This is a genomic window from Streptomyces sp. NPDC059866 (assembly GCF_042731325.1).
Lineage (GTDB): Bacteria > Actinomycetota > Actinomycetes > Streptomycetales > Streptomycetaceae > Streptomyces > Streptomyces flavusporus.
Genome location: NZ_JBHWJT010000003.1, coordinates 263,630 through 288,094, shown reverse-complemented (window position 1 = coordinate 288,094; position 24,465 = coordinate 263,630). Strand labels below are relative to the sequence as shown.

Sequence of the window (24,465 nt, the reverse complement as noted above, 5' to 3'; positions counted from 1 at the left end):
CTCTACCGTCGCCGCATGGTTGACGCGATCTTCGGGCACCCGCGACTGGCCGCGATCTACGACGTGCTCGACTCCGACCGCAGCGACCTCGACGCCTATCTCGGCCTCACCGGGGAGTTCGCCGCACGCCGGGTGCTGGACATCGGCTGCGGAACGGGCGTTTTCGCGCTGCTGCTGGCCGACCACGGCATCGAGGTCGTCGGCGTCGATCCCGCGGGGGCCTCCCTGGACGTCGCCCGCGCGAAACCGGGCGGCGACCGCGTCCGCTGGATCCATGGCGACGCCACCGCGCTTCCACCGCTCCAGGCGGACCTCGCGACGATGACCGGCAACGTCGCCCAGGCCATCGTCGACCCGCAGATGTGGCGGGCAACCCTGCGGGCATCCCACGCCGCCCTGCAACCGGGCGGACACCTGGTCTTCGAGACCCGCGACCCGGCCCGCCGCGCCTGGGAGGAGTGGAACCGGGACGCCACCCACCGCGTCACGGACGTCCCCGGCGTCGGTGCGGTCGAGAACTGGGTCGAAGTGACCGACGCCGACGGGCCGTTGGTGACCTTCCGCTGGACCTTCGTGTTCGCGACGGACGGCGCACGCCTGACCTCGGACTCCACCCTGCGGTTCCGCTCACGCGAGGAGGCGGAGGCGGATCTTCTCGACGCGGGCTTCACGGTGGACGGCATCCGGGATGCTCCCGACAGACCCGGGCGGGAGTTCGTGTTCGTGGCACGCAAGCCGGTGCGTGGCCCGCTGCACCATCCGCTGGTGAACGCCGACGCCTACGGCGCGAGGGACACCGTCCTGCATCCGACGAGCAAGGAGCACCAGGCTGTGAAGGTCGAAATCCAGCCGGACGTACGCGACACCGCCGCCCGGTTGGGGGCCGGCGTTCCCTACGCGCTGAAGGCCCTGGCCGGCCGGCTGGCCGACGACCCCGACATGGGACGGCCCTCGGGGCTGCCCGGGATCCTCGACGTGACGGTCGACGGCGACATGTTCGAGGACTGCCCCGACCTGTCCGTCGGCTACATCCGCGAGCCGGACCGGATCGAGATCCGGTTTCTGAGAGCGGCCCCCTCCACCGAGCCCTCCACGGACGCCCATGACCAGGAGCAGGAGCAGGAGCAGGAGCAGGGCCGAGACCAGGACCAGCCTGCCGACCCTGCCGCCGCCGCGGTCACCGTACGGCAGATCGCCGACGCCTGGCACCGCATCACCCGCTGGCTCCAGCACCACGCTCCCGACTCCTACGCCGCGCTCCGCGCCGGCGCCGGCCCCGCCGCCATCGCCGCCCTGGAAGACGACCTCGGCGTTCGGATACCCGTCGAGCTGCGCGTGCTGTGGCTGCTGACAGCGGGTGATGACGGGGTGAACGGCTGGGGCTCGGGATGCCTTCCAGGCAATGAGGCTCTGATGCCCCTGGACGCCGTAGCCGCCTTCTACCGGCGGAAGGTGGACTCCCAGGCCCACGAGGACACCCTCAACGCCGACCGCTCCGAGGACGAACGGATCACCGTGTGGAAGGCAACCTGGATTCCGGTTGTCTCGCACGGCGCGGCTGACAGCACCTCGGGTCTGTACCTGGACGCCGCGACCGGCTACCTGGGCCGCTGGTCCCGCTACAACGAAGCCCCCGGAGAAGAACTCGACACGCTGGTCACCTACCTGGAGGAAGCTGCCGACATGCTCGACGCCCCGGCCCTGGCCACGCGGGACAAGCCCGGCCTGATCGGCAGGGCGCTGGTGTGGCGCAAAAGGATCAGCCCCGCGCAGGAAGACCAGTGGCAGCCCCTGACCGGCTGACCACTTTTCCCCGTCCCTCAGTCGAACCGCACCGGCCCCCGCGGTGTGTCCACCGTGAAGGTCAGGCCCACCGGGCCCTCGGTGAGGGTGAGTTCCGTGTCCAGGGCGGTCAGGAGGGGGCGGAGCCCGGCCGGGTCGGGGGTGGTGGCCGAGAGGGCCAGCAGGGGAGTGGTGGGCAGGCCCGACGCCGTGGGGTGGGGTGAGGCGCCCCAGTCGATGAGGAAGGGGACCAGGCCCGAGGGGTGGGCGGCCACGCCGTCGGTCAGGCGCCATTGCAGGAGCGTGCCGTCGGGGGTGCGGCGGCTCATCGGGAGCGGTGGGCCGGGGTCGTAGCCCCGTGCGCGGGCGGCCGCGATCGCCGTGTCGAGGTCGGGAGGGCTGATCGCCCAGGTGAGTGTGCGCGGTCCTGGCAACTCGTCGACACCGAAGGGGCGCGGCCCGCCGGGCGTGGACTGTTCCGGGTCCGGCCCGATGATCTCCAGGTAAGCGGTTCCGCCCAGACCGACCAGGCAGTTGCGGGTCCCGAGACCGACGTGCGTGCCGCCGACCGCCGGTGCCACACCGGTGCGCCGGGTGAAGTCGGCAACCGTCGCCGCCAGATCGGGCGTTGCGAGGACGAGATGGTCCAGGTGTGTCGGAATCGTGTTCATCGTCACCGAGGCTACGCAACCCCCACCCAACTGTGGAACACCTGTGCGGCAGGATGGGCGCATGATGCGTCCCGTACGTGCGCTGCCCCTGGCGGCCCTGCTGATCCCCGTGCTGCTCATCGGCTGCGGCACCGAGAAGGAGCCCGCCGACCCGGCGGAAATCGCCTCCCGCGCCTCGGCGTTGGGCATCACCCCGGAACACGTCTACGTCACCGAGGCGGACGGTTTCACCCTCGCCCAGCAGTCCGTCGGCGTGTACGGCGGCGACGGCTTCTCCGCCGTGTACGTGTCACAGCAGGCCGGAGCGCAGATCCAGCTCACCGTCGACCGGGGCACCGTCAACTCGGCCAACTGCCCTGACTGTTCGCGCGACGGCGACGTCTGGTACCGCAGCGCCGGGGAACAGCGCGAGTACGCCGTACCCAAGGACGGGCACGTGCTGCGGGTCAGCGGCGGTCCCGGCGTCTCCCGTGACGTGCTGCGGGAGGCCGCCCTCGGCGCCCACCACCCGTCCGCCGCCGAGTTCGACACCCTCCTGCCGGCCGCCCCCGACGCTGCTGAGCCGGTGGAACGCGGTGATCTGCCCCCGGTGGGCGACGGAGCGCCCAACAACGACGTGGGAACGAGCGGCTGACCGAACCGACTCAACAACCGGCGTTGTTGGCAAGCTTCAGAAAGGCGGCCCAGGCGGAGGGGGCGACCGTGAGGTGGGGGGTGGCGGGGGTCTTGGAGTCGCGGATGTGGATGGCGGTGGGCTGGAGGGCGACTTCGATGCATGCGCCGCCCTCGTCGCCGCTGTAGCTGGACTTGAACCATTCAAGTGCGGTGCCGCTCATTGCTCTCCCAGAAGACGGTCCAACAAGTCCCTCGTGTCCTCGGTGTTGAGGGCCTGCGTCCGCAGCATCGCATACTTCTGGGTGAGGATCCCCACGCCGTCAGGATCGGCGATCAGCTGGCTGCCGCGCTGGGTCTCGCTGTACGCCAGCCGCTGGTACTCGGGAGTTTCCAGCAGGATGAACGGGCCATTGAGCCCGGCGTGTGAGGTGCGGCCGAGCGGCAAGATCTGGAGTGCGAGACCGGGTAGATCGGCGTACTCGCGTAGGTGCCGCACCTGTTCGAAGTACACCTCGTCCCCACCCAGGCGGTCGCGCAGCGCCGCCTCCCAGATCACGAAGCTCGCCGTCGGCGGCACTTTGCGGTGCAAAACCTCCCGCCGCTCGATGCGCTTCGCCACCAACTGCTCGATCTCGTCTTCGTCGTAGACCGGCACGCGGCTACCGAAGATCGCTCGTGCGTATGCCTCGGTCTGGAGCAGACCCGGGACCAGCAGGCTCTCGTACCACGAGATGGTGATCGCCTCCCGTTCCCGATCCAAGTACTCCTCGGCCCACATCGGGACGAGATCCACCTCCGGCATCCAGCTCAACGCAGTCGTCAACGCGCCCTTGGTCTGCAGGAATTCGTCGAGCTGCTCGGCTAGATCCGGCTTCAGCGGCCGTCGGCCCTGCTCGATCGAGGCGATCTGCTGCTCGCCGACGACGAACCGCTCGCCCAGCGTCTTCTGCGTGTATCCGGCGGCCTCGCGATAGAGGGCGAGCAGCGCGCCCACCATCTTCATCGCCGAGGCGTTCCTCCGTGACCGTCGAGTCGTGCTCATGCGGTCCAACTCCCCACCCGCGCGCGTACGTTCACCGGCGTGCACCCGTACAAACCGGCTGTACGAGCGCACGCACTGTTCCATGATGGCTACATTCTGTGACTCTCGTCACGTGAACGCAGAGATTCCTCACCCCTCCCCACGCGAACGCTTCTACCGCCGCGAACGTCAGTCCGTCCCCGCTGCCCGCGCGTTCACGCGCGAGGCGCTCGTCGACTGGGGTGTGCGGGAACGGGCGTACGACATCGTGCTGTGCGTCAGCGAACTCGCCACCAACGCCCTCGCGCACGGCGTCCCGCCCGGCCGCGGTTTCCTGCTCCGGCTGTCGTACGGCGACGGGGTGCGTGTCGAGGTCCACGACAGCGGGGACGGCGTGCCGAACGCGCGGGAGCCCGGCGAGGGCGAGGGTGGGCGCGGGCTGCTGCTGGTGTCGGAGCTGGCGGACAAGTGGGGCGTGGGGGAGCGGGATCCGGGGAAGATCGTGTGGTGCGAATTCGCCGATCGGTGAGCGCCCCCTCGCAGCAGCCTGATCACGAGGCAGCAGGTCAGAACGCCTGGAACTCTTCGAAGGGAGGCTCGAACGAGGGGTCAGGCAAGCGAAGCGCCTTGCAGCGGGGTGCTGGTCTGGCCTGGGAATCGGCGCCAACCGTCGTCCCCGTTCCACGAAGACCTCGTGGAACCGGTGACTGCCGTCCACGAATGCCGCGTCGGCGACGAGGCCTTCGGTGAGGAGTTGCGGGAGGGCGATCGACGATGGAGTGAGCATGAGCGCGGCGATCGAGTCCAGCCCCGCAGAGCGCAGCAGATCCCAGCCGGCATTGGACCATGCGCCTTCTTGAAACGGGTCGATGATGACGTGCCGGGGATGCGGCGGGTTGACAGTGATCAGCGCCTCACCGATCGCGAGCGCGGAACTGGCGTACGCGAGACCGACCTCGACAACCGTCTGGGCGCCCTCGGAGATCAGCAGGTCGCGTAGCTGGTCGCAATCGCGTTCGGGCACCGTGACTGTCTCGAAGTCTGCCTCCAGGTCCCGCGTCCACGGCGGCCCCTCCTGCGCGAGCCGGCGGCGTACCTCGCGGACCTGCGTCCTGCGTTCCTCCGTCTTGCTCGTGTCGACCATCCCTCCACGCTAAGACAGCACTTCGCCCGAAAGGGAGGGATCGACAACAGGCGCAGCGGTACTGACCTGCGAGGCGACAGCGCGCCTCGCATGCCTGCCCAGGTGGCAGCGACGTATCGCCGGAGTGATGCTGGGAGGCCGAAGCGAGTGTTGGAGGAGCGGTGGGCAACCTGGTCGTCGTCGGAGTGGACGGCTCGTCGTCGAGTCTTGTCGCGGCGGAAGCGGCGGCCCGGGAGGCCCGGCGGCGTCGGGCGGAGCTGCGTGTGGTGTACGCCTTCAGCTGGCCGGTCAGGCCCATGTATGCACCGCTGGACCCGTCGCCGTTCAATCGCCTGGTGCACGATGCCGCGCAGCGTGCCCGAAGCGTGGCGCCCGAGGTGGAGGTCGCCGAGGCCGTGGTGACCGGTGACGCGGTGGCGGTGTTGGAGGCTGAATCGCGTGCCGCGGACCTGGTGGTGGTCGGCTCCCGGGGTATGGGGGGCTTCATCGGCATGCTGTTGGGGTCGACGGCGGTGTCCCTCGCCGCCCACAGCCAGTGTCCGGTGCTGGTGGTCCGCGAGGAACCGGTCGGCGCCGGGCCGATCGTGCTGGGTGTCGACGGCTCCCCTGGTGGTGAGAAGGCGGTCGAGTTCGCCTTTGCGGAGGCGGCGCTGCGGGGAGCTGAGATCGTCGCCGTGCACGCGTGGCTGCCGGACTATGCGCCGGTCGGTACGGGCGTCGAGAGCGCGGAGCGTCTGCTGGCCCAGGCGCTCGCCGGCCGTACGGAGAGGTATCCGGACGTCACGGTCAGGCATGAAGTGGCGAGCGGCGAAACCCGCGAGGTGTTGATCGAGGCGAGCAGGACCGCGCAGCTCGTGGTCGTCGGAGCCAGGGGGCGCGGCGGTTTTGCCGGGTTGCTCTTGGGTTCGGTGAGCCAGGCGGTGCTGCACCACGCGCACTGCCCCGTCGCCGTCGTCCGCGGCAGGGCATGACCAGAGCTGCGTGGTGAGGGTTGCCCGTCGCTGAGGTCCCGCCGTCAGACGAAGACGATGGTGGATGCCGCCGGGACCGGCAGGGAACCAGCGCGGTGGGGGATGCCTGTCGTGGAGTCGACGTCCAGCCATGTGACGTCGCCCGAGCGCTCGTTCGCCGCATACAGGCGCGTGCCCGACGGGTGCAGGACCAGATCGCGCGGCCACCGACCCCCGCACGGCACCGACGCGACGAGGTCCGCCTGCTCGCCGCCCGCGTCGAGGGTCAGGACGGCGATGGTGTCGGTGCCCCGTACCGCCGCCCACAAGTGGCGGCCGTCGTGTGAGACGACCGGCGCCGAGGGAGAGACGGCATGGGGGGTACCGTCCGGGAACAGCGATGTCGCCCCCACCGGCTCGAGCACCCCGGCGGCGGCGTCCCATCGGCACACGGTGACGGTGGGCTCGAGCTCGCCGAGGACGTACGCATGGTCTCCGGCCGGGTGGAAGGCGAGGTGACGCGGACCGGTGCCGGGCCGCAGTGCGGTCTCCCTGTGCAGCGCCAGCTTGCCCGCTGGTACGTCCAGGGAGCAGATCCGCACCGAGTCGGTGCCGAGGTCGACGCTGAGCACCCAGCGTCCCGAGGGATCGGGAAGCACCTGGTGCGCATGCGGGCCCGCCTGGCGGGCGGGGTCCGGGCCTGTGCCCTGGTGGCGCAGCACGTCGCTGGCGGGCTGTGGGGCGCCGTCGGCGGCGAGCGGCAGGACGGTGACGCTGCCGGATTCGTAATTGGCGGTCAGCAGATGCCCGCGAGCGACCGCGAGATGGGTGGGTGACTCCCCGTGCACGGCCACGGGTGCGCACATCGGGCGGGGCACCGGACCGGCGATGTCGTAGGCGGCGACCGCTCCCTGTGCCGTCTCGGAGACGGCGTAGAGGACCGGGCCCGCCCCCGTGTGCTCGACGGCGAGATACGACGGGTCGGCCACGGCATCGACGACATCGGTCCCGGTCAGCGCTCCGGTCGCCGGATCCACGGTGGCCGCCATGATTCCGCGCCCGCCCGCCGAGGTGAACGACCCGATGAAGGCTCGCTCTGTGCTTTTGTCACCCACAGCGTCCTCCGCCCTTGCTCGCGCGCGAAACCGACGCTAGCCGGGTGTCGCCGGTGCGACATCACGTGATGCGGCGTGTGGGCGGCAGGTTCAGCAACATGGCCGTGGGGGATGCGGAGGTGGTTTGCGCCTTGGTCGGGTCGCGAGCCTGCTCGGGCCTTGGGACAGTTGTAAGAGTGAGCGGCTGATGCCGGCCGCCGGATGCCAGGAGCCGATTCGGGCGTGCATGGCGTTGTTGCGGCAACGGCGCGCCAGGAAAGGGGCAGACAAGTGAAGGCATTCGTGATGAAGGAGATCGGGCGTGTGGGTTTCATGGAGAAGCCCGATCCGCAGCCGGGTCCGGGCGATGCCGTCGTACAGACGACCAGGGCCCTGATCTGCACGTCCGATTCCCACACCGTCCAAGGTGGCATCGGTCCGCGGGAGAACCTGACGCTGGGCCACGAAGCGGTGGGCATCGTGCATGCCGTGGGCGGCGAGGTGAAGGACTTCCGGCCCGGCGACCGGGTGCTGGTCGGTGCCATCACCCCCGACTGGGGTGACCTGGCCTCGCAGAACGGGTATCCGTCGCAGTCCGGAGCGCCGCTCGGGGGGTTCAAGTTCGCAAATTCCAAGGACGGGGTCTTTGCCGATTACTTCCACGTGAACGAGGCCGACGCCAATCTCGCGAAAATCCCCGACGCCATCAGTGATGAAATGGCGGTCTACTGCGCCGACATGCTGTCGACCGGCTTCATGGGGGCGGAGAAGGGGAACATCCCGATCGGCGGAACCGTGGCTGTTCTCGCCCAGGGGCCGGTGGGTCTGATGGCGACCGCAGGGGCCAGGCTCCGCGGTGCCGGCCTTGTCATCGGGGTCGAATCGGTCCCCGACCGGCAGAAACTCGCGCGCACGTACGGTGCCGGCGAGATCGTCGACTTCACCAGCGAGGACGTAGTCGAGCGGATCCTTGACCTGACGCGGGGCGAGGGAGTCGACACCGCCATCGAGGCGCTGGGCGCGGATGTGACGTTCCAGACCGCAGTCAAGATCACCAAGCCCGGGGGCACGGTCTCCGTCATCGGATATTTCGGCGAGGGAGAGTTCGTGCGCATTCCCCGCGTCGAATGGGGCGTCGGCATGGCCGACAAGACGATCGCGACGGGACTGTGCCCTGGCGGCAGGCTGCGCATGGAGCGACTGCTGCGGGTGCTGGAAGCACAGCTTGTCGACCCCTCACACATGACGACCCATGAGTTTCGCTTCGACGACATGGAGCGGGCCTTCGAGGTCTCCGACAAGAAGCTCGACGACGTCGTGAAAGTAATGATCACCTTCTAGCCGGGTGTTCCGGTGGCCGACTGACGGCGCTGCGGGAAGAGAGACGGCATGCACGATCCCGACCCCCCCTTCCGGCCGGTTCACAGGCGGGAGGGATACCTGCCGCTGGAGGATCTCGGCCTCATCGGGGACGGTGCGACGGCTGCGCTGGTCGGCCTGGACGGTTCCATTCCGTGGATGTGCCTTCCTCGATTCGATGACGAGCCACTGTTCTGCGGATTGCTGGATCGCGCACGCGGCGGGCATTTCACCCTGGCTCCGGAGGACCTGGTCGAGGCACGGCAGCGTTACGAACCCGACACCGGCATCCTGACGACCGAGTTGCGCAGCACCACCGGCCTGGTCCGCATCACCGATGCGCTGGTCCTGCGCTCCGGGGCCGACCTCAGCGACGACGCCCCTGCCGACCGGGCCGAGCTCGTCCGTACGGCTGTGGTCCTGGACGGGAGGGTACGCCTGCGGATGGACCTCGAGCCCCGGGGCGGCGGGCAGGCGCAGGCCTTGTTCAGCGGGCTGGAGGTACGACCGTCCCGGCGGCCGGACCTGCGTCTGCACCTGCGCTCCAACCGTCCCCTGACCGCTCTGCACGGTACCCATGACCTCCGGCAGGGCGAACGCCTCGATCTCGTGCTGTCCTGGGGTCGCTTCCATCGCCACCACCGGTTCGACGCGGACGCGATGCTGCGGGACACCGCCGACGCGTGGCGCCGCTGGATGCAGCACTTCCGGTACGACGGTCCCGAGGAACCGCTGGTCCGACGCGCGGCCATCACACTGAAACTGTGCGACGACTGGGCCAACGGGTCGCTCGTCGCGGCCCCCACCTCCTCCCTGCCTGCACCGATCGGCGGGATCCGCAACTGGGATTACCGCTATGCCTGGATCAGGGACGCCGCATTCGCCGTGTTCGCGCTGCGCCGCATCGGCTTCGGGGGCGAGGCCGACGCCTTCCTGGGATGGGTTCTCGACGCCTTCGAGTACAGCCGACGCCCCCGGATCATGTACGCCCTCGGCGGCAGCCCGGTGCCGGACGAGGTGGAGGACACCGAGCTGGAGGGCTACCAGCGCTCCGCACCGGTGCGCTGGGGCAACGGAGCGGCCGACCAGCGTCAGCACGACGTCTACGGCGAGATCCTGGACTGCGCCGACCAGTGGCTTCGCTCCGGCGGGGACATCCAGCCGGCGCTGTGGGCCAACCTGGCCAAGCTGGCCGATGCAGCTCAACAGGCGTGGCGACAGCCGGATCAGGGGATCTGGGAGGTGCGCAGCGAAGGCCGGGTGTTCACGTACTCGGCCGGGATGTGCCAGGTGGCCCTGGACCGGGCTGCGACGATCGGCGAGAGGCTCGGCCTGCCCGGAGACGTCGCCATGTGGCGAGCCTCGGCCGACGAACTGCGCCGGCTCATCCTCGACAGGGCCTGGGACGAGGAGGCACAGACCCTGAGCGTGCATCTCGACGGCGGCGGTGCCGTCGACGCCAGCCTGCTCGCGCTTCCGCTGCGCCAGGTCGTCCCGGCCGATCACCCGCGGATGGTGGCCACCGCCAGGGCCGTCGCCGAACGCCTGTCGGCCGGAGACGGCCTGCTCTACCGCTATCTGCACAAGGAGTCACCCGATGGCCTGGCCGGCGACGAGGGCGCCTTCGTGCTGTGCAGCTTCTGGCTCGTCGACAACCTCATCGGCCAGGGCAGGATCGACGAGGCGGAGGAGCTGTACGCCTCGCTGTGCGCCCGCGCGAGCCCCCTGGGACTGCTGTCGGAGCAGATCGACCCGTCCACCGGAGAGTTCATGGGCAACTTCCCTCAGGCATTCAGCCACATCGGGATCACTGCCAGCGGTGTGAACCTCGCCCGAGCGAAAGCAGGCGTCAACGCATGATCAACCGGCTCGTGATCTTCGGCGCGACAGGTGACCTCAGCGCACGCTACCTGCTGCCGGCACTGGTCGCGTTGCGTGCGGAAGGGCACGTCGGCGACCGGTTCCAGTTGACCGGCGCGAGCCGGGAGGACTGGGACAGCGAGCGATACCGGGCATGGGCGACCGAGCAGATCGATCGCCATGGTGGGCACTATCCGGCCGACGCCAAGGCGGCGATCGCGGGCACGGCCCGCTATCAACGGGCCGACGTCACCGACACGGCCGACCTCGCCTCGGTCATCGCCGGTGAGGGGCCCGTCGCTGTCTACCTCGCCCTGCCCCCGGCTCTCTTCCCCGGCGTGGTCACCGCGCTGCACCAGGCGGGCCTGCCGGCGGGCAGCCGGATCGTGCTGGAGAAGCCCTTCGGCGAAGACCTGGCCGGCGCACAGCAGCTGAACCAGCTGCTGGCCGACCTCCTCCCCGAGCAGGCCGTGTTCCGAGTCGACCACTTCCTGGCCATGACGACCGTCCAGAACGTGCTCGGCAGCCGACTCGCCAACCGCGTCCTGGAGCCCATCTGGAACAGCACCCACATCGCCGAGGTGGACATCGTCTGGGACGAGACCCTCGCACTGGAAGGCAGGGCCGGCTACTACGACACGGTCGGGGCGCTGAAGGACATGGTGCAGAACCACCTGCTGCAGTTGCTCTGCCTGGTGGCCATGGAACCCCCCCTCACCCTCGGCGAGCGCGACCTCCGCGACCGGAAGGTCGACGTGCTGCGGTCCGTGCGGCTCCTCACCGAGGACGACGTCGTACGCCGCACACGCCGTGCACGCTACCTGGCCGGCCGGATCGCAGACCACGACGTCCCCGCCTACGCCGACGAGGAAGGCGTCAACCCACAGCGCCGTATCGAGACTTACGCCGAGGTGGAACTGGAACTGGACAGTTGGCGCTGGTCGGGAACAACCTTCCGGCTCCGCAGCGGCAAAGCACTCCGTGCGGACCGCAAGGAGGTCGCGGTGCGCTTCCGGTCCGTGCCCCACCTGCCCTTCGGCCACAGCGGAGAACCCCGCCCCAACGTGCTCCGCTTCGGCCTCGAACCGGAAGGCCTGACCTTCGATCTGACAGGCATCGGAGCCCACACCAACACCCTCGCCCCGCTGTCGCTGACAGCGCAGATGGAACCGCCCCACCTTCCCGCCTACGGCCGGCTGCTGCTGGACGTCCTGACCGGGGACCCCGCCATGTCCATCCGAGGCGACGAGGCCGAAGAGGCCTGGCGCGTCCTGACACCCGTGCTGAGCGCATGGGAGAGGGATCTGGTTCCGCTCGAGGAGTACCAGGCCGGCTCCGACGGGCCCCCTCCCCGGCCATACGGAAGCGGGCAGCAGCGACGGGGTGACCTGTTGCACGCGGAAACGGCACCCCCGGGTGGTGCGCCCTGAACCCTGTGGTGTCCCGCAGCGCTGAGCGTCGAACCCCGTGCATCGTGGTCACAGGTGTCGCCGGGATCGGCAAGAGCACGGTGGCTCGCCTGCTCGCGGAGAGGCTGGGCGTCCCCTTCGCGGAGGGCGACGACTTCCACTCCCCGGCCGACATCGCCAAGATGTCCGCCGGCACTCCGCTCGATGACGCCGACCGTCAACCTTGGCTGGAATCCATCGGTCGCTGGCTGCACGAGCGCGACGCAGCGGGCACCGGTGCCGTGGTCGCATGCTCCGCACTCAAGCGACGCTACAGAAACACGCTGCGAGCGGCCTGCCCGGGCGCCTTCTTTCTGCACCTGACAGCCGGCCGCGAGCTCCTGGCAGACCGGATCGGCCGGCGCACCGGCCACTTCATGCCGACATCGCTCCTCGACTCGCAGCTCGCCACGCTCGAACCCCTCGAACCGGACGAGCGAGGAGCCGAGCTCGACGCAACGCCGGCTGCCGACACCGTCGTCGACATGGCCGCAGACCTGCTGCTGCGTCAGTAGCAGGGCACGGCCCCGTCACCCGGACAGCCTGGTGCAGTCGCGCCGCGAAGGCAGCAAAGCGAGGCTGAGGCTCTCAGGGAAACGCCGTTCGGAAAGGTCGTGACCATGGCGGAGACACCCGGCGGGGTCCGGCAGCGCACGACAGAGCCCCGCAGCAGCGACCGGGTGACAGGTCCGTCCCTTTTCGCCGGTTGGGCGCTGGAGTTGAGCGGGTCGCTGAGCATTCTTCTCGGCATCACCGGCATCGCACGCGACACCATCTTCAGCGCACCCCGCTACACCTACCGGTTCGACCTGACGACCTGGGGCTGGCTCCATCTGGTGATCGGGATCGCGCTCGTGGCCGCCGGCCTGGGAGTCCTGCTCGGCAAGAGTTGGAGCACAGGGGCCGGTGTGGCGCTGGGCGCGGTGAGCCTGGTCACCCAGTTCATGTTCATTCCGTACTATCCGTTGTGGTCGATCAGCGTGATGACGCTCGACCTCCTCGCCATCTGGGCATTGAGCAGGTTCAGCGCGCCTTACGACGCGTGAACACCGTAAGCAAGGCCTCTCCACCAGCGGCGAGGTCAGAACGCCCGGAACTCTTCGAAGGGCGGCTCGAACGAGGGGTCAGGCAAGCGAAGCGCCTTGCAGCGGGGCACTGGTCTGGCCTGGGGATCGGCGCCAACCGTCCGCCTTGCTCGTGTCGACCACCCCTCCACGCTAAGACAGCACTTCGCCCGAAAGGGAGGGATCGACAACAGCTTCTCCGGCGCGGACCAGTTCCAGCGCCTTCCGCAGGTTGTACTCGGCGATGCCCGCCATGGACGCCCGGTCGGGGAAGTCTCCGTCGAGCAGCCGCAGGGGGCCCGCCGTCAGCGAGAGCCGCTGTGCCAGCGTGTAGAACGCGAGCCGGTCCTCGTCCAGTCCGTCCACGCCCAGGGGCCGATAGGCGTCGTGCAGGCGGATCCGCAGAAAGACGTGCTCCCACTCGACGTCGAAGTACATCGAGCCCTCGATGTCGATCAAGACCGGGTGCCCGTCCGTGTCCACCAGCACATGGTCGGGCCCCAGTTCGCCGTGCACGACCGCGTACTCCGCGCGCGGTCGTACCGCCGCCGCCAGGCCCAGCAGTCGCTCCTCCAGCCGGTCGCGGGCTTCCGTGATCCGCGGATCACGCGCCCCCGCCTCGGCGAGGTCCCGCAGCGCACGCTCCAGGACGACCCCCTCGCACGACGCCCCGCGCGACGATCCTCCTCCGTCGACCACGGCCACCTTGCCGTACGCGGACGCCCGATGACGACGCATCGCCTCCAGCGCCTCCCCGAGCCGGGCCATGACCGGGGCGGCCGCGCGTGGGTCGCGGGCGAGAAGCTCCTCCAGGTTCTCGCCCCGGAGGTCCTCGACAATCGCGAGGTCGGCCGGGTGGTGGGCGCCGTCGCGGTCGACGAGACGGATCGCCGGGACGCGGACGCCGAGTGCGTCCAGTCGCGCGTGCGCGGCCTCGAACAGGTCGAGTCCGAGACCGGGCGAGAACGGGTCGGTGAGGTCGTCGTCGCCCTCGGCCGCCGGCCAGTAGTTCTCGGTGTCGTCCCACAGGTAGGCGATTGCGGTGGTCGCGTCGTCCATCACCAGGCGGTACACGCCCTTCTTGCTGCCACCCGCGATCCGCTCAACTCCCTCCAGCCGCCGTCCGCCGCCCAGCGCGGCCCGCGCCGCGCCCGCCAACTGCTCCCGCGTCACTGCCCTGGCTGCCACGCTCCGAACCACCTCTCCACCACGACAACCCGCGCACCCTACGGGAGCATCGACGCCGGGGCGATCGGGTTGTCCCGCATTCGAGGACGCGCAGGCCCGGGTCATGTCCATGGACGCGGCTGCAGCAGGCGAGGTGACCGCTGTCCCGCCGGGGCAGGTGACTTCTCTGTCGAGTTCAGCGTGTTGAGTTGAGGGGAGTGTCGTGGGACTTCGGGGTGGGCCGCGGCGCAGACCAACTGCTCCGCCGTTGGGTGGAGCCCTGCCGCGCACCTGTCACGGCACGTGACCGTACGATGGGCGCGTGACCACGGCCATCACATCGAGGAGCCGCCCAGCCGGGCGGCTGCTTGTGCTGCTGGTCATGGCGGTGCTGGGCGGGGTCCTGGGTATGCACGCCCTCGTTCCCGCCGGAGCACCCGATGCGCACACGATGGTGATGGCTCACCCGGCTGACGGAGAGCACGTGAGCGCGGGCTGCTCGCACACCGCTGACGGGCCGGATCACCTTGATCATGCGGACGGGGCGTGCGCGGCGGCCGGGATCGGCTCGCCGTACGCGCCGCCTGCTCTGACCGCGGCTGCCGTGGACACGTCGGCCGTGTCCGTCCCGGCCGTTGGCGCGCATGCGTCGGCCGAGAGCGGCCGGGCGCCGCCCGACCTGTCTGAGCTGCAACTTCTGCGGATATAGGGCCGCACCGCACGGCACCAGCCGCCGGCATTGGCCGGTGAGTGGTGTCGCGCTCGCGTACACCCTTGAACCCGCAAAATCCCGCGGCCTGTCGTGGCCGCGCGTGAAGGAGTTGCACCTCGTATGAACAGCAAGCGTTCCCTCGTTCGCCGTGCCGCCGCGGTGACTGCCGCCGGTGCGGCCGCGCTCGTCCTGGCCGCCTGCGGCGGCAACGGCGACAGTTCGGCCGGCCACGACGGCCACACCTCGAAGTCGCCCTCCGCGTCGGCGTCCGCTGACCAGGGCCGACACAACGCCGCCGACATCGCCTTCGCCGAGGGGATGATCCCGCACCACCGCCAGGCGGTGGAGATGGCCGACCTCGCCCCGGATCGGGCACAGTCGCCGGAGGTGAAGAAGCTCGCCGAGGACATCAAGAAGGCCCAGGACCCGGAGATCAAGACCCTGTCCGGCTGGCTCACCTCCTGGGGCGAGGACGTGCCCGCGGAGGGCGCGATGGACCACTCCATGCACGGCGGCATGGAGGGCATGATGAGCACTGAGGAGATGGACAAGCTCAAGAGCTCCTCGGGCACGGCGTTCGACACCGCCTTCATGGAGCTGATGGTCAAGCACCACGAGGGCGCGGTGGCCATGGCCAAGGCCGAGCAGGCCGACGGTGCCTACGCCCCCGCCAAGAAGATGGCCGGCGACATCATCACCTCGCAGACCGCCGAGATCACCCGGATGAACAAGCTGCTCGGCAAGAACTGACCGAAGTCCAGGACGGGGCGGGCACCCAGCGTGCTCGCCCCGTCCGGCATGCCCACCGCGTGACCCGGCGGCGCCTGCGGCGGCGAACAGCACCGGCACTCGCCCGCGAATTCGCCGCTTCAGGACGACCGGGAAGCTGCTCCACGGGCCGGTCGCTGTATCGGACCACTACTGGAGGAATACCCCGGGGGGGTATATGGTTCGTGGTGTGGAGACCGAGGAACGGACCACCCTGGACGGGAATGGGGATGAGAGCCATGGACCACACCGCTCACCACACCGGCACCGCGTACGAGGGGCACGCCGGCCATGAAGGTCACCATGGCGGGCCTGCCGGGACGACCTGGAGCACGGCGGCCAAGGCAACCCTGCACTGCCTGACCGGCTGCGCCATCGGCGAGATCCTCGGCATGGCGATCGGCACTGCCCTGCTGTGGGGCAATGTCCCCACCATGGCGCTGGCGATTGCGCTGGCCTTCGTCTTCGGCTACTCGTTCACGCTGTTCGCCGTACTCCGGGCCGGCCTGGACTTCAAGAGTGCGATCAAGGTGGCGCTGGCCGCCGACACCGTTTCCATCGCGGTGATGGAACTGGTCGACAACGGCATCATCGCTCTGACCCCGGGGGCGATGGACGCCCACCTGGACGAGGCACTGTTCTGGGGCGCGCTGCTGGGCGGCTTCGTCGTGGCGTTCTTCGTGACCACCCCGGTCAACAAGTGGATGATCGGCCGCGGCAAGGGCCATGCCGTCGTCCACGCCTACCACTGATTCGGCAGTCGCCGCGCGGCCGGGAGCCCCTGACGGTGGCTCCCGGCCCGCGTCTGCGCCACCTTCAGCGGTCAGCCGCCCACGCGCCGGCCTTCGTGGCAAGGACCACGCCGGCCTGGCCGGTCGCGGCGAGGGCAGCGCGGCGGGTGCGATGCTCGGCGGCCTCGACGGCATCCGGCGTCGCCCGGGCCTCCCGCAGGAGCACGCGTTGCTGCGTCATCGCCGGGCGCCGACCACCGGTGATCCGAAACTTTCGGATCTTCCCGGAGTAGGGGGGGCGGCCCCCCGCGCCGTCTACGCTCGGCAGCATGCTTCCCCGACTCCTCGTCCACACCCGCACCACCGCCTACCGGCACGACTCCATCCCGGCTGCCGTCGCCGCCCTCCGCGCGCTCGGGGACTTCGACGTCCACCACACCGAGGAGCCCGCGGACCTGGAGGCCCCGCTGGACGGATACGCCGCCGTCGTCTTCCTCTCCACCAGCGGTGAGGTCCTGACGGAGGCCGGGCGTGAGCGGCTCGCCGGGTATGTGGAGTCGGGGGGCGGGTTCGTCGGCGTGCACGCCGCGGCCTGTACCGAGTACGAGTGGCCGTACTACGGCGAGTTGCTGGGCGCCTGGTTCGACCGGCACCCCGAGTACCAGCCCGGTAAGGCGGTCGTCGAGGATCGTGATCACCCCGCCACCCGCCACCTGCCGGCCGTCTGGGACTTCGCCGACGAGTGGTACGACTTCCGCTCCAACCCGCGAGGGGCGGTGCGCGTGCTCGTGTCCGCCGACGAGTCGTCGTACGAGGGCGGGCGGATGGGCGACGACCATCCGCTGGTGTGGTGCCGGGAGCAGGGGGCCGGGCGCGTCTTCTACACCGCCCTCGGACACGCCTCCGAGGCGTACGCCGACTCGGACTTCCGTGCCCATCTGAAGGGCGGGATCACCTGGGCTGCCCGGCTCGGCGAGTAGGTCGGCCCGACTCGGGCGAGGACGCGGTTGCGTCGTACGGTCGGATGAGCGCTGTCCTCGCCCAGCGGAAGCGAATCGGCGAACTCCTCGGCCGGATCCAGGACTTGCAAGCAGAGTGGATCCAGGAGGCCATCCAGCGGAGCACCACCGAGAACACCACGCTCAAGCAGCGATTCCGCCAGCTCACCGCCGACAACCGGACCCTCGACGAGTGCCTCCAGGTCGCCTGCTCCCACCTCCGCTTCCAAGACCGCCGGGGCGCCGATCTCGAAGCCCGCCTCGCAGATGAGGAACTCGCCGCCGAACGCGCACCATCGAGCCGGACCGCACGATTGCCGATCAGGACGCTGGGTGGACGTACAGCATTTCCAGGAGGCGGGCCGATTTCCCGGCGGCGGAGGACCCCGCCGTACGGGAGGTCAGGCGTTGGCCTCCCTGACCAGGTCGGCGATGCCCTTCCGCCGGAAGTTGAGGCCGCAGTCGGGACACCAGACGGTGGGCGGGATGCGAACGGACCCGCCGCACGACGGGCACGACAGGAACATTCCCTCCCGTGGGAAGTCGTCCTGCGCGATGGCCAGGTCTCCGGTGCAGTGCGGGCACGCCACGACCTGCGCCATGTGCGGGATCCGCTCCCCGAATCCGCAGCCGACGCACGCCATCCCCTCTGAACTCCCTGGACCCTGCACGGCGAATCTCTCCCGCAGCCGCTGGTTGAGGTCGGGCAGCAGGCGTTGGCAGGGCGCGCAGACCATGTCCGGTTCGAAGACGAACGTCACCTGCCGGCAGCCGAGGCACTGCGTGGTCAAGGACCCGTCCCGCAGCACACGCTTGGCCACGGCGCGCGCGACGAACTCGTGGTCCTCCCTCCCACACGCCGGGCACGTCGGCACGGAGTCCGGCTCACGAGCGGTCCTGTCGCACCCCGTGCACGCGGCCTCCCCGTCACCGCCCCCGTCCTGTCCCGGGCGGGACGGCGGCTGGAAGGAAGAGAGCGGCGATCGGCGGCGAGGGCGGAGCCAACGGAGCACCATGGCATGAGGATCGCGCCTCGCATCCGGGCTGTCGACCCGGTGACGCGAAGTCAGCCCCGCGGACCCGGTGTCCCAGTGCGTCGCCCACCGCTGAACCGACGACCGTCGCGATGGCTCGCCAGGCGCCGGGCCGACGTCCTGTTCGCCATGCTCCGCGACGGAACCTTCTACGAACCGCAGCCGTCGGCCGCAGTCACCTGACCGACCAGCCACGACGGCGCCGCAGCCGACCGAGCATTCAGCGGAGCGCAGCCGTGCTCGACCGTTCCACCAGACGGGTCGACAGTTCGGTGCGGGTGCTCTCCGGGCGGTCGCCGGCCATCATGCGGACGAGCAGGCGCAGGGCCGTGGCCGCCATTTCCGAGATGGGCTGACGGACCGTGGTCAGGGGAGGGGAGGCCCAGCGGGCCTCGGGCAGGTCGTCGAAACCGACCACGCTGATGTCGTCCGGGATTCTCAATCCCCGCTCGGCCGCGGCGTCGTACACCCCCCGGGCCATACGGTCGGAGCAGACGACGACGGCCGTCGGCGGCTCGGGCAGGTCGAGGAGTTCGCGCATGCGTCCGCGGGCGACGGCCTCGTCGAACCCGGCGTGCCGCACATACTCCGGGCGGTGCCGCAGCCCGGCCGAGGCGAGAGCCGAACGGTAGCCCGCGATCCTGGCGCTGCTGCACATCGTGCGGCGATGGCCGGCGACGACGGCGATGCGTTCGTGGCCGAGCCCCAGCAGGTGCTGGGTCGCCGTCACCCCGCCCTGCCAGTTCGCCGCGCCCACCGACACCACGCCGGGCGGGGGTTCGTGCGCCGGGTCGATCATCACGAAGGGGATGCGGTGCTGTGTGAGCCACGCGTACTGGGGCTCCGTCAGTTCGGCCAGGTTGAACAGCACGCCCGCCGAGCCGCGCGCGGTGAGCTTGTCCAGCCAGCCGCGCTCCGGGCGGCCGGAGCGGCTGCGGGCGAGGCCTGCCGAGACGACCACGTCCAGGCCGGCGTCGTGCGCCGCCTGCTCCACGCCGTGCAGCACCGCGCCGGACCAGGAGCTGTCCAGCGAGTGCACGACGAGGTCGATGAGGCGGGGCGCCTTCGCCGCGTCGAAGCGCGGTCTGCGCACATAACCGAGCCGGTCCAGGGCCTCCGTGACCCGGCGGCGCGTCTCGGGCGCCACGTCATCGCGGCCGTTGACCACCTTGGACGCGGTCGGCACCGACACCCCCGCCTCACGGGCCACCACCGCCAGCGTCGGCCCGGCCGGAGCGCTCGCACTTGCCGTACGGCCCATCGGAAACCGCCCCTCCGGCCCGCCCGAGGGCCATCGAAAGTCGCGACCAGCACTGCTTTCGTGGGTCGGCACACCGACCTCGGGATAGAAAGCGCTTCCTACACTAAGCGTGCGGCACGGAGACGTGAAGACACCGGAATCGCAGGACTGCGAAGACCTCCGCCTGCCACGGCGTGCACGTCAGGGCGAAGCCACGGATGACGGGTTGTGCAGCAGGGTCACTTCAGCGCCCCCAGCGTGACGCCCGTCCGCCAGTAGCGGCGCATCGCGACCATCATGATCGCCATCGGGATGATGGACAGCAGCGCACCGGTCAGCACGAGGCTGGTGAGGTCGACGCCGGATTCGAGGCGCTTGCCGGACCAGTTGTACAGGCCCAGGTTGAGGGTCCAGTTCTCCTCGCCACGCAGGACGGTCAGGGGCAGGAAGAAGGCGTTCCAGGTGTTGACGAAGGCGAGCAGGAAGACCGTTGCGCCGCCGGTCGTCATCATGCGCAGCACGATGCTGAAGAAGATGCGCAGCTCGCCGGCGCCGTCGATGCGGGCCGCCTCCAACAGCTCGAAGGGGACCGTCGACTCGGTGTACACCTTGGCCAGGTACACACTGAACGGGTTGATCAGGCAGGGAATCAGCATCGCCCAGGCGGTGTCGACCAGGCCGATCTCCGAGAACATCAGATACAGCGGCAGGGTCAGCAGGGCGATCGGGATCAGGAACGAGCCCACCACGCAGGCGAACACCAAGTTGCGGCCGGGGAAGTCGAATCGGGCCAGGCCATAACCCGTGGCGAGGGCGATGAGGGTGCCGCCCAGGGAGCCGACGCCCGCGTACAGCAGCGAGTTGGCCGTCCAGCGCAGGAAGATGCCGTCGTCGTAGGCGAAGAGCTGCTGCAGGTTGTCCCACAGGTGCATGCCGGAGAACCACAGGCCGTTGCTCTGGTACAGCCCCGTGCGGTCCTTGGTGGCGGCGACGATCAGCCACCACACCGGGAACAGGCTGTAGACGCTCGCCAGTACCAGGCCGATGAGGAGGAAACGCTGCCCGCCCCGTGAACGGGCAGCGTGATCAGGGCGGCCCAGGCGGCGCACCGTGCGCGTGGGCGGCTTCGTACGGTCCTCGGTGAGCACCATCAGTCGGCCTCCCTCGAAGTCAGCCGGTAGAAGAGGAAGGAGGCGACGCCGAGGATGAGCGCGAGCAGTACCGACAGGGCCGCGGCGTAGTGGTAGTTGCCGGCGTTGAACGCCTGGTTGTAGATGATCATGATCGGGGTGAAGCTGTCGTCCACCGTCTGCGGTGTGACGTTGCGGAAGAGGGCCGGCTCGTTGAAGATCTGCAGCATCTGGATGATCGAGAGCATGCCCGTCAGGACGAGTGCGCCGCGTACGTGCGGGATCTTGATGCTGAGCGCGATCCGGCGCTCGGAGGCGCCGTCGAGGCGTGCGGCCTCGAAGAGTTCGCGGGGCACCGCCTGCAGGGCGGCGTAGATGATCACCATGTTGTAGCCGATGCCGTGCCAGGTGAGCAGGTTGCCGATGGACGGCCAGACCATGGACGGGGCGAAGAAGTTCCAGTCGAAGCCGAAGGCCTCGCCCAGCGGGGTCAGCGGGCCGACCTCGGGGCTGTAGAGGTTGATCCAGACGATCGCGGCGACCACACCCGGGATCATGTACGGGACCAGCAGCAGGATCCGGAAGCGGCCGGCCGCGCGTGCGGTGACCGCGTCCAGGAACAGCGCCAGGACCAGGCTGATCAGCAGCATCACCGGGATCTGCACACAGGCGAACAGCACCACCCGCAGGACGGAGCCCATGAACGCGGAGTCGGTCAGGCCCTGCTGGTAGTTGTCGAGCCCGGAGAACGTCTCCGTGGAGCCGCCGAGGCCGAGGCCCGAGCTCTGTTCGGTGAACAGGGACTGGTGGACGGCGTACCCGATGGGGAGCAGGTAGAGGAAGACGAAGCCGAGCTGGAAGGGCACCGTGAAGGCGGCACCCTTCCAGCGCAGGGAGCGAATCATCGGAAGCTGCCTCAGCCCTTGACGCTGATACCGCGGGACTTCAGGTCGTTGACCGTCCACTCCTGCATGTGCGCCAGGAGGTCGGTGACCTTCTGCTCCTTGTTGACGACCTTGGCCCAGCCGGCCTGCATCTCGGTGAACATCGCGGTCCAGTTGGGGCCGAAGGTCCAGTCGGTGGTGACGGTGTCGAGGCTGTCGGTCACGATCTTCTGCGCGGGCTCGTAGTTCTTGCCGAGCAGCTTCTCGGAGATCGACTCGCCGACGTACGTCTCGCTGTCGGCGAGGGCCGGCATCACCCCGTTGCCGGTCTCCGGGCTCGCCATCGTCCTGACCGCGCCCGCGTCGGTCGACATCCACAGCGCCGCCTCGGCGGCCTGCTCCTGGTGCTCGCACTGCTCGGTCACCAGGGTCACGCTGCCGGTGAGGTTGGTGCCGGCAGGCGTCTTGGGCGCCTCGCCGGTGAACGTCGGCCAGGGGGAGAGCGCCCAGTCACCGAAGGACTCGGTGAAGTTCTGCACCATGCCGGCCATCTGCCAGGTGGAGATCTGCCGGGTCGCGGTGCCGCCCTTGTCGTAGTTGCGCTGCACGGCGGCGTAGTCGGCGAAGGACAGCTTGGAGTTGAGGTCGTTGTCGATGATCTCCTGGATCACCTCGGCGGCCTTGAGGGTGCCCTCGTCCTGGAAGTTCACCTTCCAGGAGTTGCCGTCGACGGCGTACCAGTGCGCGCCGGCCTGCATGGCGAGCACCTCCAGGGTGCTGGGGTCCTCACCGGCATAGTTGGTGATCTTGATGTTGTGCTTCTTCAGCTCCTTGCCCGCGGCGATGAAGTCGTCCCAGGTGGCGGGGGGTTCGATGCCGTACTTCTCGAAGATGTCGGCCCGGTAGATCGTGAAGTTCGGCGAGGAACTGGTCGGGACGCCGTAGAGCTTGCCCTGCACCTGGGCGCCGGCCCAGGAACCGGCGTTGAACTTGTCCTTCTCACCCTCGACGTACCGGGTGATGTCGGCGAGCGCACCCTCCGCGACCCAACTGGTCACGTACTCGGCGGTGTTCTGCACCAGGCAGGGCGCGTTGCCCGCCTTGACCGCGTTGGTCAGCTGCTTCTGCATGGTCAGCTGGTCGGTGACCTTCGTGTACTTGAGCTTGACGTCCTCGTGACTGGCGTTGAAGGCCTTGACGACCGCCTCCTGGCCGTTCGCCCAGCCCCAGAAGGGGAGGGTCACCGGGCCGGAACCCGAGGAGTCTCCGGAGTCGGAGTCGGAGCCGCCGCAGGCGGCGAGCAGACCGGTGAGCGCGAGACCCGCGACTGCGGCGCGGGCGAACCTTCTCCGGGGGCTGGTGAAGTTCATCTGACCGTGTTCCTTCGGAAAGTAGGCGTCTCGCAAGGGGAGGACGCGGCGGCTCGGTACTGGCCGGCGAGGGCGGTCTGAGAACCGTCGGCTCGGCGGACGGGGCGGCCAGGCAGAAGTGATAGAAACCGGTTGCTGGGAAGGTAGGCCGTAGTCCTGGGCTCTAGCAAGAGGTCTGCGGCATTTTGTTTGGGTGGAATGGTGGAAAACGTTTACGGAAACAGGGCCGGGCCGTTGGGCGGCTAACCGCGCCGCCGGGGCGGCCGTACCGAGTGGCGTACGACGACATGGGTGCCCAGCACGAGATGCTCCCCGTCGGCCCCCTTGCGCCGCCCTGCCCCGCCCTCGCGCCGGTCGGCCACCGCGCGCAGGGCGACCCGGCCCATCTCCTCGTACGGCACGTGCACGGTGGTCAGTTGGGGGGTGAGCTGGGACGCCAGCGGGATGTCGTCGTAGCCGACGATCGACACGTCCTCCGGCACGCGCAGTCCGGCCGCCCGCAGGGCCTGCATGGCGCCCGCGGCGACCACGTCGGTGCCTGCGAGCACGGCGGTGAAGTCGAGCTTCTCGCGCAGGGCCGTCCCGGCGGCCTCGTAGCCGTGCTCGTAGTCGTACGGTCCGTGCCGCACCATGCCCGGCTCGAACGGCACCCCGTACGCCTCGAAGGCGCGCCGGGCGCCCTGCAACCGGCCCTGAGCGGTGGTCAGTTCGGCCGGGCCCGGCAGCACGAGGATGTCCCGGTGGCCGGCGGACAGCAGGTGGCTGGCCATCGCGTAGGCGCCGGACTCGTTGTCGTAGTCGACGGTCGTCGCCGGGACGTCGCCCTCCAGCGGCGGCCGGCCGACCAGGACGAGGTGGGAGCCGGCCGCGTCCAGGGAGCGGGCGAAGCGGGCCATGCGCAGCTGGTACTCGTCGTAGTCGTAGGCGCCGCCGAGCAGGACGACGGCGGCCACACCCTGCTGGCGCATGAGGTTCACCAGGGCCAGCTCGCGCTCCGGGTCGTCGCCCGTGGTGCCGACCAGCGAGAGCCAGCCGCGCAGCGTGGCCGCGCCCTCGACGCCCTTGGCCACATGGGCGAAGGCGGCGCCGGTGATGTTGTTGATGAGGATGGCGACCGTCGGGGTCCCGCCACCGGCCAGGGAGCGGGCATGGGCGTTGGTCACGTAGTCCAGGTCCCGGACGACCTTCATCACCCTGCGGCGCAGGTCGTCGGAGACCGGATAGTTGCCGGACAGCACGCGCGACACGCTCGCCACGGAGACGCCCGCGCGCTCCGCCACGTCCCGGATGGTCGCCCGGCCGGCGTCGCCCGGTGCCTTGCGCTGACTCACCGTTGCGGCTCCTTCACCGTCGTGACCCGGACACCGGGGCGGGCGCGCTCGCTTCCGGTGCGGAAACCGTATCCCATCGTTCCTCCAGGTAG

Annotated in this window: 25 protein-coding genes and 1 pseudogene; 14 read left to right on the top strand and 12 right to left on the bottom strand. The window is 69.7% G+C overall.

The genetic code is table 11. The annotated features are described in order from the left end of the window. Positions 1 to 15: 15 nt before the first annotated feature. A pseudogene (locus ACFV7R_RS05690) lies at positions 16 to 738 on the top strand (class I SAM-dependent methyltransferase); the annotation flags it as partial. 1,082 nt (positions 739 to 1,820) lie between these two features. Here the strand turns inward: ACFV7R_RS05690 and ACFV7R_RS05685 are convergent. Further along, positions 1,821 to 2,453: a VOC family protein gene (locus ACFV7R_RS05685; protein WP_385260274.1), complete on the bottom strand. Its 633-nt coding sequence runs from the start codon at positions 2,451 to 2,453 to the stop codon at positions 1,821 to 1,823. Positions 2,454 to 2,514: 61 nt separating this feature from the next. Between ACFV7R_RS05685 and ACFV7R_RS05680 the strand changes: the two genes are divergently transcribed. Next, entirely contained in the window at positions 2,515 to 3,087 is a 573-nt protein-coding gene (locus tag ACFV7R_RS05680; protein WP_385260272.1) for a hypothetical protein, read from the top strand. A 10-nt stretch (positions 3,088 to 3,097) separates the two neighbouring features. Here ACFV7R_RS05680 and ACFV7R_RS05675 read toward each other — a convergent pair whose 3' ends face one another. After that, positions 3,098 to 3,289, bottom strand: coding sequence for a DUF397 domain-containing protein (locus ACFV7R_RS05675; protein ID WP_385260269.1), 192 nt, complete (start codon positions 3,287 to 3,289; stop codon positions 3,098 to 3,100). Beyond that, a complete protein-coding gene (locus ACFV7R_RS05670; protein ID WP_385260582.1) occupies positions 3,286 to 4,110 on the bottom strand; it encodes a helix-turn-helix domain-containing protein in 825 nt (274 codons plus the stop codon). Before ACFV7R_RS05670 ends, ACFV7R_RS05675 begins: the two co-directional genes overlap by 4 nt. A gap of 112 nt (positions 4,111 to 4,222) precedes the next feature. On the opposite strand from ACFV7R_RS05670, the gene ACFV7R_RS05665 reads away from it, so the two are divergent. The 3 genes from ACFV7R_RS05665 to ACFV7R_RS05655 all read left to right on the top strand — a co-directional run bounded on the left by ACFV7R_RS05665 (position 4,223) and on the right by ACFV7R_RS05655 (position 6,204). Then, the gene (locus tag ACFV7R_RS05665) at positions 4,223 to 4,618 is read left to right on the top strand and encodes an ATP-binding protein (protein WP_385260267.1); all 396 of its coding nucleotides are present in this window, start codon (positions 4,223 to 4,225) and stop codon (positions 4,616 to 4,618) included. Between the two features lie 165 nt (positions 4,619 to 4,783). Then, a complete protein-coding gene (locus ACFV7R_RS05660; RefSeq protein WP_385260266.1) occupies positions 4,784 to 5,089 on the top strand; it encodes a hypothetical protein in 306 nt (101 codons plus the stop codon). Positions 5,090 to 5,394: 305 nt separating this feature from the next. Further along, a complete protein-coding gene (locus ACFV7R_RS05655; RefSeq protein WP_385260263.1) occupies positions 5,395 to 6,204 on the top strand; it encodes a universal stress protein in 810 nt (269 codons plus the stop codon). Between the two features lie 44 nt (positions 6,205 to 6,248). Here ACFV7R_RS05655 and ACFV7R_RS05650 read toward each other — a convergent pair whose 3' ends face one another. Continuing rightward, positions 6,249 to 7,298 (bottom strand): lactonase family protein, encoded by a 1,050-nt coding sequence (locus ACFV7R_RS05650; RefSeq protein ID WP_385260260.1) that lies wholly within the window; start codon positions 7,296 to 7,298, stop codon positions 6,249 to 6,251. 270 nt (positions 7,299 to 7,568) lie between these two features. Between ACFV7R_RS05650 and ACFV7R_RS05645 the strand changes: the two genes are divergently transcribed. From ACFV7R_RS05645 to ACFV7R_RS05625, 5 genes are all read left to right on the top strand, one after another. After that, the gene (locus ACFV7R_RS05645) at positions 7,569 to 8,618 is read left to right on the top strand and encodes an NAD(P)-dependent alcohol dehydrogenase (protein ID WP_385260258.1); all 1,050 of its coding nucleotides are present in this window, start codon (positions 7,569 to 7,571) and stop codon (positions 8,616 to 8,618) included. A gap of 48 nt (positions 8,619 to 8,666) precedes the next feature. Beyond that, positions 8,667 to 10,496: a glycoside hydrolase family 15 protein gene (locus tag ACFV7R_RS05640; protein WP_385260255.1), complete on the top strand. Its 1,830-nt coding sequence runs from the start codon at positions 8,667 to 8,669 to the stop codon at positions 10,494 to 10,496. Beyond that, positions 10,493 to 11,926: a glucose-6-phosphate dehydrogenase gene (locus ACFV7R_RS05635; RefSeq protein ID WP_385260252.1), complete on the top strand. Its 1,434-nt coding sequence runs from the start codon at positions 10,493 to 10,495 to the stop codon at positions 11,924 to 11,926. The genes ACFV7R_RS05640 and ACFV7R_RS05635 overlap by 4 nt, the downstream gene beginning before the upstream one ends. A 41-nt stretch (positions 11,927 to 11,967) precedes the next feature. Further along, positions 11,968 to 12,459, top strand: coding sequence for a gluconokinase (locus ACFV7R_RS05630; RefSeq protein ID WP_385260579.1), 492 nt, complete (start codon positions 11,968 to 11,970; stop codon positions 12,457 to 12,459). Between the two features lie 105 nt (positions 12,460 to 12,564). Beyond that, on the top strand, positions 12,565 to 12,990 hold the full coding sequence (locus ACFV7R_RS05625; RefSeq protein WP_385260576.1) for a hypothetical protein: 426 nt from the start codon (positions 12,565 to 12,567) through the stop codon (positions 12,988 to 12,990). A 171-nt stretch (positions 12,991 to 13,161) separates the two neighbouring features. On the opposite strand, the gene ACFV7R_RS05620 is transcribed toward ACFV7R_RS05625, so the two are convergent. Then, positions 13,162 to 14,181: a phosphotransferase family protein gene (locus ACFV7R_RS05620; protein ID WP_385260573.1), complete on the bottom strand. Its 1,020-nt coding sequence runs from the start codon at positions 14,179 to 14,181 to the stop codon at positions 13,162 to 13,164. Between the two features lie 316 nt (positions 14,182 to 14,497). Between ACFV7R_RS05620 and ACFV7R_RS05615 the strand changes: the two genes are divergently transcribed. The 3 genes from ACFV7R_RS05615 to ACFV7R_RS05605 all read left to right on the top strand — a co-directional run bounded on the left by ACFV7R_RS05615 (position 14,498) and on the right by ACFV7R_RS05605 (position 16,407). Then, positions 14,498 to 14,884, top strand: coding sequence for a DUF6153 family protein (locus tag ACFV7R_RS05615; RefSeq protein ID WP_385260249.1), 387 nt, complete (start codon positions 14,498 to 14,500; stop codon positions 14,882 to 14,884). Between the two features lie 123 nt (positions 14,885 to 15,007). After that, positions 15,008 to 15,637, top strand: coding sequence for a DUF305 domain-containing protein (locus ACFV7R_RS05610; protein WP_385260247.1), 630 nt, complete (start codon positions 15,008 to 15,010; stop codon positions 15,635 to 15,637). Positions 15,638 to 15,894: 257 nt separating this feature from the next. After that, positions 15,895 to 16,407: a DUF4396 domain-containing protein gene (locus ACFV7R_RS05605; protein WP_385260244.1), complete on the top strand. Its 513-nt coding sequence runs from the start codon at positions 15,895 to 15,897 to the stop codon at positions 16,405 to 16,407. Positions 16,408 to 16,471: 64 nt separating this feature from the next. Here ACFV7R_RS05605 and ACFV7R_RS05600 read toward each other — a convergent pair whose 3' ends face one another. Next, complete coding sequence (locus ACFV7R_RS05600; protein ID WP_385260241.1) at positions 16,472 to 16,627, bottom strand: hypothetical protein; 156 nt, start codon at positions 16,625 to 16,627, stop codon at positions 16,472 to 16,474. An 88-nt stretch (positions 16,628 to 16,715) separates the two neighbouring features. Between ACFV7R_RS05600 and ACFV7R_RS05595 the strand changes: the two genes are divergently transcribed. Beyond that, a complete protein-coding gene (locus ACFV7R_RS05595) occupies positions 16,716 to 17,366 on the top strand; it encodes a ThuA domain-containing protein (protein WP_385260238.1) in 651 nt (216 codons plus the stop codon). 419 nt (positions 17,367 to 17,785) lie between these two features. Here ACFV7R_RS05595 and ACFV7R_RS05590 read toward each other — a convergent pair whose 3' ends face one another. The 6 genes from ACFV7R_RS05590 to ACFV7R_RS05565 form a co-directional block, all read right to left on the bottom strand. Then, positions 17,786 to 18,175 carry a hypothetical protein gene (locus tag ACFV7R_RS05590; protein WP_385260236.1) on the bottom strand — a complete coding sequence of 130 codons (390 nt, stop codon included), beginning with the start codon at positions 18,173 to 18,175 and terminating at the stop codon, positions 17,786 to 17,788. Positions 18,176 to 18,638: 463 nt separating this feature from the next. Next, entirely contained in the window at positions 18,639 to 19,679 is a 1,041-nt protein-coding gene (locus ACFV7R_RS05585; RefSeq protein WP_385260234.1) for a LacI family DNA-binding transcriptional regulator, read from the bottom strand. 218 nt (positions 19,680 to 19,897) lie between these two features. Then, positions 19,898 to 20,809 carry a carbohydrate ABC transporter permease gene (locus ACFV7R_RS05580; protein ID WP_385260232.1) on the bottom strand — a complete coding sequence of 304 codons (912 nt, stop codon included), beginning with the start codon at positions 20,807 to 20,809 and terminating at the stop codon, positions 19,898 to 19,900. After that, positions 20,809 to 21,693 carry a carbohydrate ABC transporter permease gene (locus tag ACFV7R_RS05575; protein ID WP_385260230.1) on the bottom strand — a complete coding sequence of 295 codons (885 nt, stop codon included), beginning with the start codon at positions 21,691 to 21,693 and terminating at the stop codon, positions 20,809 to 20,811. The genes ACFV7R_RS05580 and ACFV7R_RS05575 overlap by 1 nt, the downstream gene beginning before the upstream one ends. 11 nt (positions 21,694 to 21,704) lie before the next feature. Further along, a complete protein-coding gene (locus tag ACFV7R_RS05570) occupies positions 21,705 to 23,042 on the bottom strand; it encodes an ABC transporter substrate-binding protein (RefSeq protein ID WP_385260227.1) in 1,338 nt (445 codons plus the stop codon). Positions 23,043 to 23,284: 242 nt separating this feature from the next. Beyond that, complete coding sequence (locus tag ACFV7R_RS05565) at positions 23,285 to 24,373, bottom strand: LacI family DNA-binding transcriptional regulator (protein ID WP_385260225.1); 1,089 nt, start codon at positions 24,371 to 24,373, stop codon at positions 23,285 to 23,287. Between the last annotated feature and the right edge of the window lie 92 nt (positions 24,374 to 24,465).